A 19,094-nucleotide genomic window follows, 5' to 3' on the forward strand; every position below is an offset into this window, starting at 1 on the left:
ATTCCCGCCCTGGCTGGACAGGGAATGAAGTATTGCTGCCGGATGGCGCTGCGCGCAGAGGCGCAGCGCCACCGGGTATGCAGATTGTTGACAAAGTGCGCTTTATTCATGCCGGATGCGGCGTGAATGCCTTATCCGGCCTACAAAATCTTGCAAACTCAATACATTGCAGAATTTTCGTAGGCCTGATAAGCGGAGCGCATCAGGCAGTATTGCGTTTGTCATTAATCTCGTATGGCTTTTAATTATTCAATAGAGACGTTTTCGAAGTGATGTTTGCCTAATGGATCAACCACATAGCCTTTAACTTCTTTGCGTACCGGTTCAAATACGGTGGAGTGCGCGATGATCAGTGCCGGAGCCTGATCGTGCATCACGACCTGTGCTTGTTTGTACAATTCAACACGCTTGTTGTGGTCGTCGGTGGCACGTGCCGGTTGAATCAGATCTTCAAACGGCTTGTAGCACCATTTTGAGTAGTTAGAGCCTTGCTCAGAGGCGGCGCAGCTGAACAGGGTGGCGAAGAAGTTATCCGGGTCCCCGTTATCACCAGTCCAGCCCATCATTACCGTCTGGTGCTCGCCATCTTTCGCGCGCTTGAGGTACTCACCCCATTCGTAGGTGACGATTTTGGCCTGTACGCCCACTTTCGCCCAGTCAGCCTGAATCATTTCTGCCATGCGACGAGCATTCGGGTTATACGGACGTTGTACTGGCATTGCCCACAGGTCGATGGAGAAGCCTTTTTCCAGACCGGCTTCTTTCAGCAGGGCTTTCGCTTTTTCTGGATCGTAAGTGTAGTCCTGAACGTCGTCGTTATAGCCCCACATGGTTGGCGGGATCAGGTTTTTCGCGGCCACACCCGCGCCCTGATAAACCGCTTTGATGATGGCGTCTTTGTTTACCGCGTAAGTCAAAGCCTGGCGAACTTTCACGTCATCGAGTGGTTTTTTCTGCACGTTATACGAGAGATAACCGACATTCAGCCCCGGCATTTCCATCAGGTTGATGGATTTATCCTGCTTCATGCGAGCGATATCTGCCGGGTTCGGGTACGGCATCACCTGGCATTCATTTTTCTGCAGTTTAGCGTAACGCACGGAAGCGTCAGGGGTAATAGAGAAGACCAGCGTATCGATCTGCGGTTTGGTGCCCCAGTAGCCATCAAACGCTTTGTAGCGAATACGGGAATCTTTCTGGTACTGCTGCAACTGGAACGGACCAGTACCGATTGGGTTAAGGTCCAGTTTTTCCGGCGTACCGGCTTTCATCATCGCGTCTGCATATTCTTTTGACAGAATAGAAGCGAAGTCCATTGCCAGGTCAGCAAGGAATGGCGCTTCCGGGCGAGTCAGTACGAACTGAACGGTGTTGTCATCCACCTTTTTCACTTCGCTGATCAGCTCCGGCAAGCCCATGCCTTCGAAGTATTCGTAGCTGCCTCCAGAAACTTTATGGTACGGGTTCTGGGCGTTTTTCTGACGATCAAACGAGAACACCACGTCATCGGCGTTCAGTTCGCGCGTCGGTTTGAATTCTTTGTTGTCGTGCCACTTCACACCTTTACGCAGGTGGAAGGTATAGGTTTTACCGTCTTCGCTGACTTCCCACTTTTCAGCGAGCCCCGGAATCACTTCAGTGGTGCCGATTTTAAATTCAACCAGACGGTTATAAAGCGGCACGGAAGAGGCGTCATAGGTGGTGCCAGAGGTAAACAACTGCGGGTTAAACCCTTCCGGTGATCCTTCTGAACAATAAACCAGAGTTTTAGCCTGAACACTTGCTGCGACGGTCATAGCCACCAGGCTCAGACCAAGCTTCAGCATCCCTGACTTTTTCAAGGAAATACGCATTATTCTGCTCCAATTGTGATGTTTGTTGTTTTAACCCTTTGCAGTGGGTTGTCGCTGCCTGACCTTTTTTGTTTTTTGCCCGGTCGGGTCAACGTTATGAGGTGGGGATGCCGTACTAATTAACATCAGTGTTACAGTGCGGATCCTCCATAAAATGCCCCTCGTGACCTACAATCTGTCAACAGAATGTGAAAACGTCAATACAGCCAACCGGGATTTACACCAACGGTGAGAATCCACAAACAAAGATTAAAAAAACTTCAAACAACTATTTGCAGCAGAGAAATTTGTGCTACTCCAACATAACCAGAACAATCAGCTTAATATTTATCAACAATTGGTGATTAAATTTTATGCTTTTCGTGAAAAAAATCTGATGAAAAGGTGGATATCTGAGCGATTAATACCATGAACGCTAAACCGCACAGCGGAAAATGCCAGCGCCAGCCATAAGTAACGCAAAAAAAGATTTAAGCAAATATAAAAAAAGACAATGGATTCTGTCACAAATCCGTTAATGGATAGTGAGATGTGGGGCGCAATTTTGGCGGGGAAATATGTGGAGTGTAGGTCGGATAAGGCGTTCACGCCGCATCCGACAATAGGCTGGTACATTTGCCTGATGCGACGCAGCCGCGTCTTATCAGGCCTGCCGGGAGAGATGCAATTTATTGAATTAGCACAATCCTGTAGGTCGGATAAGGTGTTTACGCCGCATCCAACAATAGGCTGGCACATTTGCCTGATGCGACGCTGGCGCGTCTTATCAGGCCTACCGGGAGAGATGCAATTTATTGAATTAGCACACTCATGTAGGTCGGATAAGGTGTTTACGCCGCATCCGACAACAGGCTGGCACATTTGCCTGATGCGACGCTGGCGCGTCTTATCAGGCCTGGGTTCGAGCAGGCACAGATGCAAAAAAGCCTGCTCGTTGAGCAGGCTTTTCGAATTTGGTCGGTGATAGAGGATTACTCGCCACTTCGTGGCTCGCCCTGCGGGCCGTTGCTGGCGCAACGTTCTCTCGCTTCGCTCGAGTCGAACCTCCCTGCCCCCGGAGGTTCTCATCCTCTTTAGGCTACAGATGCAAAAAAGCCTGCTCGTTGAGCAGGCTTTTCGAATTTGGTCGGTGATAGAGGATTACTCGCCACTTCGTGGCTCGCCCTGCGGGCCGTTGCTGGCGCAACGTTCTCTCGCTTCGCTCGAGTCGAACCTCCCTGCCCCCGGAGGTTCTCATCCTCTTTAGGCTACAGATGCAAAAAAGCCTGCTCGTTGAGCAGGCTTTTCGAATTTGGTCGGTGATAGAGGATTCGAACCTCCGACCCCTTCGTCCCGAACGAAGTGCGCTACCAGGCTGCGCCAATCACCGAATGCGGGGCGCATCTTACTGCTCAGATACGCCTTCGTCAATCCCTTAATGATAAAATGCCAGTTGACTGGCGAGAAACTCAGCAGTGCATTTAGTTAGCTTCTGCCTTCTTCGTCTCAGGGATTCGACACCAGTTGTTGTTTTCGTTGATACCACCGTCAGGTGAAGTATAACCAAGGCAACCTAAAATGGTGTCGTACAGTTCCACATGACGGCGTGGCACTTTGATATCCGCTTCTTTCTTCAATTGCGCGAACGCCTGCGCGTTGGCCGGATTCTCCAGATATTTATCCGACATCCAGACCATCATCGGTACGCGGAACTGCTCCGGCGGCGCATATTGACGGGGGGTGCCATGCAAATGCTCACGCTCGTTAATTGATTCACCATGGTCCGCAGCATAGAAAATTATGGCCTTCTTATCGCGGAATTTGTCGATCACCGTGTCGATAAAATGATCAACGTAGGTGATGGAGTTATCGTATGAGTTAATCATCGGCGCGCGTGGGCATTTGCGGTCAATTGCATAGCACTCTGGCTTCCACTGGGCAAACTCACGGGGATAACGTTGAGTATAATTATAGTGTGACCCTTTGGTATGCAGCACAATCAGATGCTTACCTTCTGGTTTTTTCTCCAGAGAACGCTCGATCTCATTGACCAGCAACATATCGTCCACCGCTTTCCCACGGTTACGCGGCTCTGCTGCAATTTGCTCGCGATAGGCAATGTTGTCAGCCATGGTGTTGCTATAGAACCACATCTCACTCTGCATAGCGTACAAATCAGAGCTAAAGCCCAACTGTTTGAGAACCGCAAATACGTTCTGCTCTTTGAGCGTACGTTGAGGGTTATCTTCCGTTCCACCTTCACGCACAAACATACAGCGTAGTGATAATTTAGTGGCGGTATCACAAGAATAACCACGGTACATCACCAGGTTTTTCTCTTTGGCCAGCTTCGGCGTGGTATCGCGCTCGTAGCCCAGCATCCCCATATGATCCCAACGTGTAGTTTCGCCAATAATGAAAACCACATAGGTATCGTCGAGATTTTGCGTCGGGGTATAGGTGAATTTTTTTGCCGGATTCATCAGCGACCGATTGTCTGACGATTCATCCACTTGCGCCCAGGCATACAGCCCCAACGCAGAAAGCCAGTTAGAAGGCAAATAAGAGTTCGCCAGCACGCCACCGTAGCTCGGCATATCCACTCCGGCCATACGGTCTGCACGCTTTTGCACTACATCCATCAGACGGATTGGCCCCCATACTAATAAGCCCGCCAACAGCACGGTAAGCGCACTACGCCAGCGTGTTTTCGGAGTACGAAGCTGACGCCAGAAAGTATCTTGTGAGCGGTTCATCCAGATAAATAGCAACGGGATAATACTCACCAGTACAACCCATGCGATAAGCGTCCAGCCAACCACTTCTTTCGACAGGTCAATGTCGGTGGTCATCACCGAAGCGACAATTCCGTAGCCAATCATGACATTCATAAATGTCATGTAGTAGCTGGCTCCGGCAGAGATCAGCACCAGCAACGAGGCCAGCACTTTCCAGACTGTTCTACCGAAAAGTGAAATTAAGCGTAAAAAGAAGAAGGTTGCCAGAACCGTCCCTGCCAGTTCGATAACCGCCGAGACGCCATTAAGAAAAGTGAAGTTATGCGCGTAACCGTCAAACCGACGGAAATAGACTGCGCAATTCATAAACAGGCCGATATAGACAGCGAGCAAAAAACTTAGCTTTTGCTGTGTTATCGTTTTGATATATCTCATGCAAACAAACCCTGGAAAAACAGGTGATAACACCCTGCATAATGGCCTTTCAAGCCAGGCAAGGGAAAAGTGCGAAGGTCGTCAGATAAGGAAAATCTGCACACACAGATAAGTAGACCACAGCAAAGGGAAAAAGTGTGGGGAAAGAATGTGCTTGAAGCACAAATTTACAAAAATACAAGTATGAAAGGAGACTTATGTAGTAATTGAACGCTTAAAAGGGCCAGTTTTATGACCCTTTTAATCTCAGAACAAGTCTAAAACCTGTTGCTAAACTTAACCATGTACTTCGCGCAACACTCTGATCTCAGGCTGGCGAATGGTCGTTGAAAGCGCCAGAGATAGAATCAGCAGGGCGAAAATGACATAGAACGTCACATAGAAACCGCCAAACAGTGAGGCGATAATCGAACCGCAGATACTACCGATACCAAAGCCGAGATAAATCACGCCGTAGTTTTTCGCCAGGTTATTGAGGCCGAAGAACTCACTGACCAGTGACGGGAAGACGGTAATTGTGCCACCGAAGTTAAACGCCACACAGGCAATCGCCGCGAAGAACGTCACCGCATTCAACGGTGCAAATAGCAGTGCTGCCATACCCACCAGCGAAATAACCTGTCCAATAGTGATGACGCGGATACGGGCGATTTTGTCAGACAGAATGCCCAGCACCAGACGACCAGAAAGGTTAGCAATAGAAATAACTGTTACCGCATTGGCCGCGGAGATTGCATCAAGATGCGCCAGGCTCTGAGCAATATCTTTCGCTACCCCAATCACATACAGGCCGCTCATGCAGGCCGTCAGGAACATTACCGCCAGCATCCAGTATTGCGGTTTACGCATAGACTCTGCCAGGGTGTAGTCCTTTTCCACTACGCCGTTACTGGTTTTTACTTCCTGTTTCGGCGCATCTTTCATTAAAGTCGCGCCAAAGACAATCATCACCAGCGCAATCGCGCCCCAAATTACAAAGGTTTTTTCCAGACCGACCGTTTCCAGCAATTGTGTGTCGATAAATTTGAAACCCAGGCTTCCCAGACCATAAGAACCAATGGCGAATGCGGAGATCAGACCTTTACGCTCCGGGAACCACTTCACGCAGTTAGAAAGGGTCAGCAGGTAGCCCGCACCATCTGCCAGACCGACCAACACACCAGCGCTCAACCACAGCATCATTAGGCTGTTGGAATGCGCGGTAAGGAAGAAACCCAATCCCAGCAGAATACCGGAAGCCATTGTGACGCGCTTGACACCAAAACGTTCCTGTAACTTGCCTGCAACAGAAGAAGAAATCGCCAGTCCCAGACTCAACAGACCGAAGGAGAAAGCAACCTGACTGACCGGCGCATCCAGTTTGGCAGAGAGCGCGCCATTAAACAGGCTCCAGGTATAAACTGACCCCAGCGCAAACTGGGTGATAATGGTACCGATAAGGGTAAGCCAGCGCGTACGCTGATAGTTTGAAGGTGTCATGGCAGTATTCCTGCGGTAGTAAAAAGGAAAATTCTCTGCCGACAAACATAACGAAGTGCATTTTATGCAGGGGAAAAAAAGGCATGAAATGCCATCAGAACGGAATGAAATGCCTTAGTTCAGGAATGAATGACGTGACAAATATTCACCACAATAATTATTTGGTCAGTTAGCACCCACTATCATTGCAATGGTTGTTATTAGCAGCCCATAGTTGTAAAAAATACGTTAAAATCTGGCGCTAACGCCCATGGTATACAAATAATCACTATCATTGGCGCTATTCTCTGCCTGGGATAACGCGGCATAGGCGGCAATATGTTGGTTAAGCAACATATCGGCGCCTACGGTCACATCAAGCCAGTTACCATTCTGATTTGTCGCCGTCATGCGACTCAGGCCTGATTGAGCCTTCCAGATATTTTCACCAAATTGCTGGTTGTAGCTGATTTGCGCCCAGGGACGGAAATCGCCAAGTCGGGAATCAACACGCCAGCCTAACGTACTGACGCTGGCATGCCATAACGGATCGGTCAGTGTTGCAGTACTGTCACCAAACTCGTTATACATCGAGGTGGTTGTGCCATCGTAATGTAATGCGGCGACTGGACCTGTTGTAACCTGCTCATATAAAGGAAAATTCCAGCCCATACTCATACTGCTGGTCACATCCGCCGGGGTTTCTTCCGCCAGATTAACTTCCAGTCCCAGCGCTCTTTGGCTACTTTGAATACGTTGCGACAAAATATCGTTGTAATCCGGTTGGTGATCGCTATCCCAGGTATAACGCTCTGTGGTATGTCCTGGCTGCGTATCAACGATATATTCTTGTTGCCAGGCGTAAGCTGTGTTGAGAAAAAAAGAACTGATTACCACGCTCGCCAGCAGACTTAGGGGCCAGCGACCACCGCATTTTTTTATGATCATTAACACGACTCCAGGGAAGAGCCGAATTCGGCAATATTATTGTCATTGTATGTAGGATGTCGGGCATCTTAGCCCTGTATTAAATATTGACTTTTTCACCGATGCGTCAAGAAAAGAGGGTGAAATATTTACGATCGGGTACATAGCGAGGGAAAGTATGGAACGTTGCGGCTGGGTGAGTCAGGACCCGCTTTATATTGCCTACCACGATAACGAGTGGGGCGTGCCTGAAACCAACAGTAATAAACTGTTCGAAATGATCTGCCTTGAAGGGCAACAGGCAGGGTTATCCTGGATTACCGTTCTCAAAAAACGTGAAAACTATCGCGCCTGTTTTCATCAGTTCGATCCGGTAAAAGTCGCGGCTATGCAGGAAGAGGACGTCGAAAGACTGGTGCTTGATGCCGGGATTATCCGCCATCGTGGGAAAATTCAGGCGATAATTGGTAATGCACGGGCATTCCTGCAAATGGAGCAGAACGGCGAACCGTTTGCCGACTTTGTCTGGTCGTTCGTAAACCATCAGCCACAGGTGACACAAGCCAAAACGTTGAGCGAAATCCCCACGTCAACGCCCGCCTCTGACGCGCTTTCCAAAGCACTGAAAAAACGCGGCTTCAAATTTGTTGGCACGACGATTTGTTACTCCTTTATGCAGGCATGCGGGCTGGTGAACGATCATGTCGTTGGCTGCTGTTGCCATCCGGGGGGGAAATAATGATTCGAGAAGCGCAACGTTTGGAATTACCTGCGATCCTTGAATTATGGCTGGAAAGTACAACCTGGGGACATCCTTTTATAGAAGAAAGCTACTGGCGTGACTGCATTCCGCTGGTGCGTGATGCTTATCTTGCCAACGCGCAAAACTGGGTGTGGGAAGAAGACGGCAAGTTTCTCGGTTTTGTCAGCGTGATGGAAGGACGATTTTTGGCTGCGATGTTTGTCACACCAAAGGCCGTCAGGCGCGGTATTGGTAAGGCGCTGATGCAACATGTGCAACAACGCCATCCCCATTTATTGTTGGAGGTTTACCAGAAAAACCAGCCCGCGATAAATTTTTACCACGCGCAAGGATTCCATATTGTCGACTGCGCCTGGCAGGAAGAAACCCAACTTCCCACCTGGATTATGGATTGGCAGGCGGATCAAACGCCGTAAGTGGCAGTTCCGGGCCAGTGTATTTCTCCAGCCACGCTAACGCAGTGTTACCCGCGCATCCATTCCCCAGCCGCGAGCTGGGGAGATCTTTCGTCAGCACGTTCACCGCGCCGTTTTTACAAATGCCGCCAGCGGTTAAATCCAGATCGGGCCATGCCCCTTCGTGAATACAAATCACGCCAGGTTTAATACCTTCGCTAATGACCGCGCCGGCAAGAATTTGCCCGCGCGAGTTCCACACGCGTACCGTGTCGCCCTCTTTTATGCCTCGCGCTCGTGCATCATCAGGGTGGATGGTGACAGGTTCGCGGTTTGCCACCGCGTATAATTCACGCAGAGAACTGTAATTTAGCTGGCTGTGCAAACGATGTGCGGGGTGGGCAGAAAGTATCTGCAACTGTTCCGGTTCGGCATTACCCTGCCACTCATCCGGCTCCAGCCACATGGGATGCCCCGGACAATCCGGGTAACCGTAATCCGCAATACGCTGCGAGAAGATTTCAATCTTACCGCTGGCGGTTTTTAATGGATGAGCCTGCGGATCGCGGCGAAAATCGGCGAAGCGAATAAACCGCTCACTGTCAGGACTTTCCGGCATCTCAATCAACTGGTTGGCTTGCCAGAACTCATCAAACGGTGGCAATTCAACCTGCTGACTTGCCCCACGCTGCCGGGCAACGTTATAAAACATTTCCAGCCATTGCAGCTCAGTTTTCCCTTCCGTAAACCGTGCATAGCCGCCCTTCTCCCAGCGTTCGCTTAATTCAGCAAAGACGTCAAAATCATTACGCGCTTCGTCACGCGGTGGCACCACTTGTTTCATCGGAACAAGATGCTGATTGCTGTAATCTCCGGTCATGGTGAGATCGTTACGCTCAAAAGACGTGGTTGCAGGCAGGACGATATCGGCGTGTTTCGCTGCCGCCGTCCAGAAGCATTCTGAAATAACTACCAGCTCCGGTTTTTGCCAGGCACGGATCAGACGATTAGTGTCCTGATGATGTGTAAAATTGGCGCCGCCCGCCCACCAGATAAAGCGTATATCCGGAAAGTGACGATTCATGCCGTTGTGTTGATATGCGCCACCTGGGTTTTCCAGAGCCTCGACAATACGGGCGACAGGGATTTTATCTACCGCATCCGTCCCCCCCTGCAAACTGCCTTGCATGGAAGAGAGCACTGCGGCGCGGCGCGTAGGGTTACCGCCATTAGCAAAATGGTAGGAAAGGCCAAAACCGCCACCAGGTGTGCCAATTTGCCCTAACATTGCCGCCAGCGTGACGATCATCCAGTGCTTTTGCTCGCCAAACTGCTGACGCTGCATTCCCCATCCCGCCATCAGCATGGTCGTGTTTTGATGGAAAATAGCCGCCAGTTCGCGAATTTTATCTGCCGGAACACCACAAATTCCCTCCGCCCATTCGGCAGTTTTCGCTATGCCATCACTCTCGCCCTGTAAATAAGAGGCGAAGACGTCATAGCCGGTAGTGCAACGTGCCAGAAACGCTTCGTCGTGCCAGCTGTTTTCCACCAGCGTATGGGCTATCCCCAGCATCAGCGCCACATCAGTTCCCATATGCGGTGCCACCCATTCCATTTTATCGCCAAAGAAATCGACGGTTTCCGATCGCATGGGATCAATACAGATCAACTTTTTCCCGCTGTCACGCAGTGCGGAAAAGTAAGAAAGCCCCTGCTCATCGGAGGCATTCCACGCAATTTTCAGCGTATTTAGAGGGTTAGCACTCCACAGCACCACCACATCGCTATGTTCCAGCACCAGCGGCCAACTGGTCTGCTGCTGATAAACTTCGCTGCCGCCCACAACATACGGCATAATCGCCTGTGCCGCGCCGGTCGAATAATCCCCCAGATGGCCGGTATAGCCGCCTGCCAGCGCCATATAGCGTTGTAATAAGGTTGACGCTTTATGCAGCACGCCGTTTGAACGCCAGCCGTAGGAACCAGCAAAAATCGACGCAGGACCATAAGCTCCACGAATACGTTTGTGTTGTTGGTGAATAAGATCCAGTGCCTCATCCCAACTCACGCGCACAAATTCGTCCTGCCCGCGAATGCCTTGTGGGTTTGCCGGTGACGCAAGAAAGCCTTTACGCACCATCGGAAATCGCACCCGCGTATTGCTATGAACCAGGTCGCGAACCGCACTCTGCAAGGAGTTTTCCATTCCTGTGGTTAACGCACCACGCGAGCTAAAAACTGTTTCACCGTCGGTTTCAACCAGCATGGGTCCCCAGTGGGCAGCAGTAAGAACAGAATAACGTGAGGATGAGTTGGCCAAACCGAAGGCTCCTGAAAAGTTAGATGTATTGAGCAGTTAAATATTACTTACAAATTTCCGAGTATTCCCAGGAATAATCTTCATGTTCACGCGGCATAATCTTCCGCCACGAAACCCGTGGCAAAGAATAAAAAGGTTATTAAGGATTAACAATGAAGAAACGTGTTTATCTTATTGCCGCCGTTGTGAGTGGCGCTCTGGCGGTATCTGGCTGTACAACTAACCCTTACACCGGCGAACGCGAAGCGGGTAAATCTGCTATTGGCGCGGGTCTGGGCTCTCTCGTTGGCGCGGGTATTGGCGCACTCTCTTCTTCGAAGAAAGATCGCGGTAAAGGCGCACTGATTGGCGCAGCAGCAGGCGCGGCACTGGGCGGCGGCGTTGGCTATTACATGGATGTACAGGAAGCGAAACTGCGCGACAAAATGCGCGGCACAGGCGTTAGCGTAACCCGTAGCGGGGACAACATTATCCTCAACATGCCGAACAATGTGACCTTCGACAGCAGCAGCGCCACTCTGAAACCAGCAGGTGCTAACACCCTGACCGGTGTTGCAATGGTGCTGAAAGAGTACCCGAAAACGGCGGTTAACGTGATTGGCTACACCGACAGCACTGGCGGTCATGACCTGAACATGCGCCTTTCGCAGCAGCGTGCTGATTCCGTTGCCAGCGCGTTGATTACCCAGGGCGTTGACGCCAGCCGTATTCGTACCCAGGGTCTTGGCCCGGCTAATCCAATCGCCAGCAACAGCACCGCAGAAGGCAAAGCCCAAAACCGTCGCGTAGAAATTACGTTAAGCCCGCTGTAATCACTTTCATGCCAGGTGGTGATTCAATCACCTGGTATTCTTAGGTTTTCCTGCTTCATTTTTCAGGCTAAGGTGATCGCCTTAACAGTGAATGGAGAGAAGCATGAAGCCGTCCGTTATCCTCTACAAAGCCTTACCTGATGATTTACTGCAACGCCTGCAAGCGCATTTCACCGTTCACCAGGTGACAGATCTGACTCCACAGACCGTTGAGCAAAACGCGGAGATTTTTGCCGAAGCCGAAGGCTTGTTAGGTTCAAATGAAAATGTTGATGCTGTGTTGCTGGAAAAAATGCCGAAACTGCGTGCCACATCAACTATCTCTGTAGGCTATGACAATTTCGATGTCGATGCGCTTACCGCCCGAAAAATCCTGCTAATGCATACGCCAACCGTATTAACGGAGACGGTGGCCGATACGCTGATGGCGCTGGTGCTGTGTACCGCGCGTCGGGTTGTCGAGGTAGCTGAACGCGTAAAAGCAGGTGAATGGACCGCGAGCATCGGCCCGGACTGGTACGGCAGCGACGTGCATCATAAAACACTTGGCATTGTCGGGATGGGACGGATCGGCATGGCACTGGCGCAGCGGGCACACCTTGGTTTCAATATGCCGATTCTCTATAACGCTCGCCGCCACCATAAAGAAGCTGAAGAACGCTTTAACGCCCGTTATTGCGATCTGGATACGCTGTTACAAGAATCGGATTTCGTTTGCCTGATCCTACCGCTGACAGAAGAAACTCATCACCTGTTTGGCGCTGAACAATTCGCCAAAATGAAATCCTCCGCCATCTTCATTAATGCAGGACGTGGACCGGTGGTTGACGAAAATGCACTGATTGCGGCATTGCAGAAAGGGGAAATTCACGCCGCCGGGTTGGATGTCTTCGAACAAGAGCCACTGTCAGTAGATTCACCGCTGCTCTCAATGGCAAATGTCGTCGCAGTCCCACATATTGGCTCTGCCACCCATGAGACGCGTTATGGCATGGCCGCCTGTGCTGTGGATAATTTGATTAATGCGTTACAAGGGAATGTCGAGAAGAACTGTGTGAATCCGCAAGTCGCAGACTAACCGCGACTGCGTGAAGAAAAGCCCGAAAATCTCTCGGGCTTTTACTCTTTATTGGGTTGCAGTTACTGCAGTGGTCCAGGCCTGATTAAACGCCTGATGCTGTGCCGGTAATGGCGCAATCAGTTTGTTATATTCACTCGCCTGCTGCGAAGTCGGGAACTGAATGCCATTCGCCACAAAGCTTACCTGAGTACCCTGCTGGGAAATATAGTCCCCAACCATTACCAGTTGTTGTGTAAAGGTTTGCGCCGCCGGAATCAACGGTTGTAACGCATCAGCCGGTGTCGTCACCACTTTGGTGAATGCCTGATCAAAGACTGGTTTCAGGTCATCAGTCTGTTTCAGCGCAGAGTGCGCTGCATCGGCCTGCAACTTCGCATTTTGTAGCTGTTGCGCCAGTACACCCAGCGAACCGTTCATTTCACGCAGTGGACCACTTTGCGTGACATAATCCTGTGGTACTCGAATTGCGTTAACGCTGTCTACAACCGGACGCAGACCGGAATCCATCGCCTGATTCACCTGTTGGGAATAGCCATACAGAATCGCGTAATCAGAGACAAAAGGACCAAATTGTTTTTTCTGATCGGCAGTCAGGGTTGGTAGACGCTCACCGCTACGCATCACTGTATTCTGCAGGAAGTCGATAAACGCTTTACGCTGATCACCTTCTTTATCAAAACACCCACTCAGGCTAACTACCATTAATAACGCCGCAAGAGGCGCAAACCAGCGAGAGCAGGACTTTCCTGTCGCCATTTTCTTACTCCTTTCACCCAAAAAAAGCGCACAACGACACACGTGTGTCTGACGTGACAAGGATAGTCCAGGACAAGCTTGCAAGATACCCTTTATGCATAATCTTCCTGGGAAAATGATGTAGAAAATGAAGGAAGGTTAATTTGTTGTTTCATTGTTAAAAACAGGCATTGCTATTGCGTTTTTTAGCCAGAACTTTACTTCTCTTCAATAGGTGAAATTTTCGGAATCTTTACAATACTGGATTCTGCAAAATATATCGGCATTAATCATATCGTTAGGTAACTATAAGTCACAGTTATTGATGAGCTGAATCGAATCACACTCCTGCTGCTTCCCGCTGAGTCTGTGTTTCCCGGCTATTCTTAATGAGCTTCAATGCAATTCACGATCCCGCAGTGTGATTTGAGGAGTTTTCAATGGAATATAAAGATCCAATGTATGAGCTGTTGAGCAGCCTGGAACAAATTGTTTTTAAAGATGAAACACAAAAGATTACCCTGACGCACAGACCAACGCCCTGTACCGAGATTGAGCAATTACGCAAAGGAACGGGGTTAAAAATTGATGATTTCGCCCGGGTTTTGGGCGTATCCGTTGCGATGGTAAAGGAATGGGAATCCAGACGAGTGAAGCCTTCCAGTGCTGAACTAAAATTAATGCGTCTGATTCAGGCCAATCCGGCATTAAGTAAACAGTTGATGGAATAGAGTTTTATTAACTTTTTTGATGTTTACGGTCCTGATGACAGGACCGCTTTCCGACCAATTAATCATAAATTTGAAAAATAATTGTTGCATCGGCCCCCAATGCGTGGCTTAATGCACTCAACGGTTTGACGTACAGACCATTAAAGCAGTGTAGTAAGGCAAGTCCCTTCAAGAGTTATCGTTGATACCCCTCGTAGTGCACATTCCTTTAACGCTTCAAAAATCTGTAAAGCACGCCATATCGCCGAAAGGCACACTTAATTATTAAAGGTAATACACTATGTCCGGTAAAATGACTGGTATCGTAAAATGGTTCAACGCTGACAAAGGCTTCGGCTTCATCACTCCTGACGATGGCTCTAAAGACGTGTTTGTACACTTCTCTGCTATCCAGAACGATGGTTACAAATCTCTGGACGAAGGTCAGAAAGTGTCCTTCACCATCGAAAGCGGCGCTAAAGGCCCGGCAGCTGGTAACGTAACCAGCCTGTAATCTCTGCTTAAAAGCACAGAATCTAAGATCCCTGCCAATTGGCGGGGATTTTTTTATTTAAAAAACGCGTTAAATGTAGAGAAGAGCAGTCGCAGGAGCAATCCAGATCCGGCACAGGAATATTCGGACAAAAGTCCGGCATGTGGCAATCACGACAGACTGACAAAAAAACAAATTCAGAGAAACGGATAATTCAGATATCCATCTTTACCGCCGCCAAAGAATTTCTCTTTGATGGGCGCATTCAGCGGTAAATCGTTTTCCAGACGATGTGGAAGATCCGGGTTGGCAATAAACAGACGACCAAAACCAATCAGATCCGCCCAGCCGTTAGCCAACGCCTCTTCGGCGCGCGCTTTGGTGTATTTACCGGAGTAAATCAGCGTGCCGTGGAAAATTATGCGCAGCGCTTCTTTAAAGGCCGCAGGCATCACCGGCGCATCTTCCCAGTCGGCTTCGGCAATATGGATATAGGCAATCCCCAGCTCGTTCAGTACGCTTGCCGCCGCGTAATAGTCCACCATCATGTCAGTCGCTACGTCGCCCGCACCGGCGCGGGAACGCGTCATCGGTGGCATTACAATACGGTTTTTTAATAACAACGCATTCAGCGCATATTTAGCAAATAACATAATGGGTTCCTCGCGCGATTATTTATACAGTTCGGCACTCATGGTGACGGTATTGCCCATGCGAGCGCTGGTAATTTTGTATTCAGAGGCATTCATCTCTTTCGCTTTCTGCGCAATAACCGCTTCCGCAGAATCCAGCGTGGTGCCCGTTGCCGTTACGGATTGCGCAGAGGCGCTGAACGCCGCAGCAGAGAACAGGGAAGCGGTAACAATTGCGATAATAGTTTTCATAGTCATATCCAGAATATATTGATTAAGTGCGTCGGATAACGCGATGAGAGGAGAACACGCCTGTTGTTTGATGACATAAATGATACAAATGACAATAGGCTATTCTATATTGTTAATAATCAGGCGCCGGACATTCCAACGCCTGTCGTTCGCATCAGGCAACAAAGTTGTCTTTCAGCGCCTTGAGGCCATCACGGTAGATGCCGGTAAACAGCGCCTCGGCCTCTTCATTGCTCACGTTCACAGGGGTGAATTCACCTGACCATTCCACACGGGAAACCTGGCTGTCGGCAGTCTCCTGAACCGTGATGGTGGAGAGATAATCCACAACCGGGAACGGTGCCTGAATAATAGAATAGGTATAACTGCGCTGGCGGTTATCGAACGCTTCCAGACGTTCAACCACCGTGCCGCCGTCAGAGGTTGTCAGCGAACGAACGCGACCACCTTCTGTCACCACGCTTTTCGGGATGAAGGGTAGCCAGTCTGGCAGCGCATCAAAGCCGCCCATCAATTGCCATACGGCGTCGGCAGACGCCGGAATTTCGATCGATACAGTTGTTTTAGCCATGATAATTTTCTCTTAATTTATAGGGTTACATAGTCAGGGTGTCGACGACGCCGCCATCGACGCGCAGAGCTGCCCCTGTGGTTGCCGAGGAAAGCGGTGACGCGAGATAAACCGCCAGATTCGCCACTTCTTCCACATCCGCCGCACGCTGGATGATGGAGCTCGGACGCGAGGTTCTAACAAACTCATCGGCCTGTTCACGCGCACTGCGTCCCGACTGTGCAGCGGCATCCGCCAGCATCTCTTTCAGGCCATCGGTAAAGGTTGGCCCTGGCAGAATGGCGTTGACGGTCACACCGGTCCCCGCCAGTCGTTTCGCCAGACCATGAGAAACCGCCAGATTCGCGGCTTTGGTGACGCCGTAGTTGATCATGTCGCCAGGGATTGCCACGCCGGATTCGGACGAGACAAAGATAATCCGCCCCCAGCCCTGCTCCGCCATACCTGGCGCATAGTGACGCGCCAGACGAACGCCAGAGAGGACGTTGACGTTATAGAAGTGCATCCACTCATCATCCGGAACGCTAAAGAAATCTTTATCGTTGAAAATACCCAGATTATTGACCAGCACATCAGCCGTTGGGACTGCAGTGATCAGCGTAGCCACGCCGTCTTCGGTGCTGAGATCGGCCACCACGCCGCGCAGTGACGCCGTGGGAGTTTGTGCCGCAATCGCAGCCATGGCGTCATCAACGCCGCTCTGTTTACGGCCGACGACAACCACCGTTGCGCCTGCTTTTGCCAGTCCGGCGGCGATACCCTGCCCAATGCCGGAGGTTGAGCCGCTGACCACCGCGACTTTACCTGTCAGATCCAGTTTCATCGTTTTCTCACCAGGTTGATTAACGGGTCGGCAGCGGAGCATTTTCCGCAACCAGATTTTGACGGCGCATTTCTGCCCAGAATTCAGCCGGAACAGGCGCATTCAGTGCAGCCAGATCTTCTGCCATACGACCAGGACGGCTGGAGCCAGGAATAACCGCCGCAACGGCCGGGTTTGCCAGCGCGAATTGCAGCGCAGCTGCTTTAACGTTCACATTGAAACGTGTGGCAATGGCGTTAATTTGTGCCACTTTCTGCTGGATGGCCGCAGAGGCTTTCTGATATTCAAAGTGCTCGCCACCTGCCAGTACGCCAGAGCTGTACGGACCGCCCACAACAATATCCACGTTCTGTTCCAGTGCTTCTGGCATCAAGCGTTGCAGCGCACGTTCGTGATCCAGCAGGGAATAACGCCCCGCCAGCAGGAACGCATCTGGCTTCGGTTCGTCCAGCGCCAGCGTCAGTTCGCAAGGTTCGACGCGGTTCACACCCAGTCCCCAGGCTTTAATCACACCTTCGTCACGCAAACGTGTCAGCGCACGAAACGCACCGGTACGGGCAATGTTGAACTGCTCCAGCCAGCTGTCACCGTAGAAGTCCTGCGCCGGGTCGTGGATCCAGACAATATCCAGACGGTCTGTTTTCAGGCGTTTCAGGCTGTCTTCAATCGAGCGCAGCGTGGCGTCAGCAGAGTAGTCATTCAGAATTTTGTTTTTCAGGCCGTGTTCGAACAGGCCACCTTTTTCACCGAAATCACGTTTTGCCGGATCTTCCATTTCGTCCAGCATGATGCGGCCGACTTTGCTGCTCAGAACGTATTCATCGCGTGGATACTGAGACAGCGCTTCACCCATGCGGATTTCAGAAAGGCCAGAGCCGTACAGCGGCGCGGTATCAAAGTAACGCACGCCCAGGTTCCAGGCTTCGCTCACGGTGGCGTGGGCCTCTTCTTCCGGAATGGCACGGAACATGTTGCCGAGTGGTGCGCCGCCTAAGCCAATTTTGCCGGGAAGTAAATTTTTGATGCTCATAAGATGTCCTCAATTATTCAGTTTGGGTTCGGGCGTTTTTTTGCTATCGCCCTGTGACGAGGATCACAATACATTGCAACGCTGTGACCTGATAGGACATAATTCGTCTGACTTAAGTCCTTTGAGGTCTAACATGATTGATTTACGCCAACTGAAGTACTTCGTGGTGGTCGCAGAAGAAGAGCACGTGGGACGCGCAGCCGAGCGATTACATATCTCGCAATCACCACTGAGCCGCCAGATTGCACAACTGGAAGAACGGCTGGGGCTGACGCTGTTTGAGCGTAATCAGCAGCGCATTCGCCTGACCGCTGATGGACATACATTCCTTGCCGAAACACGTTCGTTGCTGACACACGCCAACCGTCTGGAGTCGTTAGGCAAACGCCTGGGGCGTGGTGAAGATGGCGGCTTGTGTATTGGCTATATTGAAAACGCCATGCATTCCGGTGTGCTTTCTACGGCGCTACGTACGTTACGTGTATCGCGTCCGAATGTGCATATCGCACTTTACAGCCAACCACCGGCCACCCAGATTGAAGGCCTGCGCCAGCGCAGTCTCGATTTTTCCCTGGTCGATACGCCGCCCGCCGACAGCGAGCAGGATCTGGAATATATTCAGGTTCTGGATGATCGAATGTTGTTGGCCTTACCGCAAAATCATCCTCTGGCGCAGGAGGAAAACCTTGTCGCGTCGCAACTTGGCGATCAGCAGTGGATTGCGGTGATTCATAACGACGATGCGCATTCTCGCGATCATTTTGTCGCCGCCTGTGTTAACGCCGGGTTTAATCCTGATATTCGCCTGGAAGCGGGTGAACCACTCACGGCATTAGGTCTGGTCGCTGCGGGATTAGGTCTGGCCTTAATTCAACATAGTCTGCGTCATAATGCGCCGGAAGGGGTGGTATTACGTGAATTGCCGTGGATGAATTATTCAACGCAATTATGGGCAGCATGGCATAAAGCCAACCAACGTCCGCTGGTTTCCCATTTCCGCCAGATTCTGCGCGGTGAATAAAACGTTAAGCGGGAACCATTAGTTCCCGCCTGAGCCCCGACCAGAACGTGTCAACACTATTCA

At 50.6% G+C, this 19,094-nt stretch carries 17 protein-coding genes, 1 tRNA gene, 2 other RNA genes and 1 pseudogene; 7 read left to right on the forward strand and 14 right to left on the reverse strand.

The features are described 5' to 3' along the window. Positions 1-245: 245 nt before the first annotated feature. From dppA to H9644_RS17585, 7 genes are all read right to left on the reverse strand, one after another. Positions 246-1,853 (reverse strand): dipeptide ABC transporter substrate-binding protein DppA, encoded by a 1,608-nt coding sequence (dppA, locus tag H9644_RS17555; RefSeq protein WP_001222876.1) that lies wholly within the window; start codon positions 1,851-1,853, stop codon positions 246-248. Positions 1,854-2,807: 954 nt separating this feature from the next. Next, a non-coding RNA gene (locus H9644_RS17560) (RtT sRNA) lies at positions 2,808-2,942 on the reverse strand. Positions 2,943-2,976: 34 nt separating this feature from the next. Beyond that, a non-coding RNA gene (locus tag H9644_RS17565) (RtT sRNA) lies at positions 2,977-3,111 on the reverse strand. A gap of 34 nt (positions 3,112-3,145) precedes the next feature. Further along, positions 3,146-3,222, reverse strand: a tRNA-Pro gene (locus tag H9644_RS17570). Positions 3,223-3,313: 91 nt separating this feature from the next. Further along, positions 3,314-5,005: a kdo(2)-lipid A phosphoethanolamine 7''-transferase gene (gene eptB / locus H9644_RS17575; protein WP_191775672.1), complete on the reverse strand. Its 1,692-nt coding sequence runs from the start codon at positions 5,003-5,005 to the stop codon at positions 3,314-3,316. A gap of 276 nt (positions 5,006-5,281) precedes the next feature. After that, positions 5,282-6,484, reverse strand: coding sequence for an L-lactate MFS transporter (locus tag H9644_RS17580; protein WP_135522583.1), 1,203 nt, complete (start codon positions 6,482-6,484; stop codon positions 5,282-5,284). Between the two features lie 228 nt (positions 6,485-6,712). Next, positions 6,713-7,411 (reverse strand): autotransporter outer membrane beta-barrel domain-containing protein, encoded by a 699-nt coding sequence (locus tag H9644_RS17585; protein WP_064527843.1) that lies wholly within the window; start codon positions 7,409-7,411, stop codon positions 6,713-6,715. 157 nt (positions 7,412-7,568) lie between these two features. On the opposite strand from H9644_RS17585, the gene tag reads away from it, so the two are divergent. Both tag and H9644_RS17595 read left to right on the forward strand, forming a co-directional pair. Next, a complete protein-coding gene (gene tag / locus H9644_RS17590; protein ID WP_191775674.1) occupies positions 7,569-8,129 on the forward strand; it encodes a DNA-3-methyladenine glycosylase I in 561 nt (186 codons plus the stop codon). Then, the gene (locus tag H9644_RS17595) at positions 8,129-8,569 is read left to right on the forward strand and encodes an N-acetyltransferase (RefSeq protein ID WP_064527847.1); all 441 of its coding nucleotides are present in this window, start codon (positions 8,129-8,131) and stop codon (positions 8,567-8,569) included. The genes tag and H9644_RS17595 overlap by 1 nt, the downstream gene beginning before the upstream one ends. On the opposite strand, the gene bisC is transcribed toward H9644_RS17595, so the two are convergent. Beyond that, entirely contained in the window at positions 8,538-10,871 is a 2,334-nt protein-coding gene (gene bisC / locus H9644_RS17600) for a biotin sulfoxide reductase (protein WP_191775676.1), read from the reverse strand. The two genes, H9644_RS17595 and bisC, sit on opposite strands and share 32 nt — an antisense overlap. Positions 10,872-11,023: 152 nt before the next feature. Here bisC and H9644_RS17605 point away from each other — a divergent pair, with 152 nt between their 5' ends. Both H9644_RS17605 and ghrB read left to right on the forward strand, forming a co-directional pair. After that, positions 11,024-11,683: an OmpA family lipoprotein gene (locus tag H9644_RS17605; RefSeq protein WP_000747625.1), complete on the forward strand. Its 660-nt coding sequence runs from the start codon at positions 11,024-11,026 to the stop codon at positions 11,681-11,683. A gap of 103 nt (positions 11,684-11,786) precedes the next feature. After that, on the forward strand, positions 11,787-12,761 hold the full coding sequence (ghrB, locus tag H9644_RS17610; RefSeq protein ID WP_191775678.1) for a glyoxylate/hydroxypyruvate reductase GhrB: 975 nt from the start codon (positions 11,787-11,789) through the stop codon (positions 12,759-12,761). A gap of 48 nt (positions 12,762-12,809) precedes the next feature. Here ghrB and H9644_RS17615 read toward each other — a convergent pair whose 3' ends face one another. Then, positions 12,810-13,520 (reverse strand): DUF3053 domain-containing protein, encoded by a 711-nt coding sequence (locus tag H9644_RS17615; protein WP_064527854.1) that lies wholly within the window; start codon positions 13,518-13,520, stop codon positions 12,810-12,812. A gap of 419 nt (positions 13,521-13,939) precedes the next feature. Between H9644_RS17615 and H9644_RS17620 the strand changes: the two genes are divergently transcribed. Further along, the gene (locus tag H9644_RS17620) at positions 13,940-14,230 is read left to right on the forward strand and encodes an HTH-type transcriptional regulator (RefSeq protein WP_191775680.1); all 291 of its coding nucleotides are present in this window, start codon (positions 13,940-13,942) and stop codon (positions 14,228-14,230) included. A gap of 280 nt (positions 14,231-14,510) precedes the next feature. Beyond that, positions 14,511-14,723, forward strand: coding sequence for a transcription antiterminator/RNA stability regulator CspE (gene cspE / locus H9644_RS17625; RefSeq protein ID WP_000014594.1), 213 nt, complete (start codon positions 14,511-14,513; stop codon positions 14,721-14,723). A gap of 176 nt (positions 14,724-14,899) precedes the next feature. Here cspE and H9644_RS17630 read toward each other — a convergent pair. From H9644_RS17630 to H9644_RS17650, 5 genes and pseudogenes are all read right to left on the reverse strand, one after another. Then, positions 14,900-15,238 (reverse strand): annotated as a pseudogene (locus H9644_RS17630) (oxidoreductase); the annotation flags it as partial. Positions 15,239-15,373: 135 nt separating this feature from the next. Beyond that, complete coding sequence (locus tag H9644_RS17635; protein WP_191775682.1) at positions 15,374-15,586, reverse strand: YdgH/BhsA/McbA family protein; 213 nt, start codon at positions 15,584-15,586, stop codon at positions 15,374-15,376. 154 nt (positions 15,587-15,740) lie between these two features. Continuing rightward, a complete protein-coding gene (locus tag H9644_RS17640; RefSeq protein ID WP_064527863.1) occupies positions 15,741-16,157 on the reverse strand; it encodes an SRPBCC family protein in 417 nt (138 codons plus the stop codon). Positions 16,158-16,182: 25 nt separating this feature from the next. After that, entirely contained in the window at positions 16,183-16,980 is a 798-nt protein-coding gene (locus tag H9644_RS17645; RefSeq protein WP_064527865.1) for an SDR family NAD(P)-dependent oxidoreductase, read from the reverse strand. Between the two features lie 19 nt (positions 16,981-16,999). Continuing rightward, positions 17,000-18,010 carry an aldo/keto reductase gene (locus H9644_RS17650; RefSeq protein WP_000023622.1) on the reverse strand — a complete coding sequence of 337 codons (1,011 nt, stop codon included), beginning with the start codon at positions 18,008-18,010 and terminating at the stop codon, positions 17,000-17,002. Between the two features lie 133 nt (positions 18,011-18,143). Here H9644_RS17650 and H9644_RS17655 point away from each other — a divergent pair, with 133 nt between their 5' ends. Continuing rightward, positions 18,144-19,031, forward strand: a complete 888-nt coding sequence (locus H9644_RS17655; RefSeq protein ID WP_123057978.1) for a LysR substrate-binding domain-containing protein — start codon at positions 18,144-18,146, stop codon at positions 19,029-19,031. The last annotated feature ends 63 nt before the right edge of the window (positions 19,032-19,094 follow it).

Origin of the sequence: Escherichia whittamii (assembly GCF_014836715.1) — a bacterium.
GTDB classification, from domain to species: Bacteria; Pseudomonadota; Gammaproteobacteria; order Enterobacterales; family Enterobacteriaceae; genus Escherichia; species Escherichia whittamii.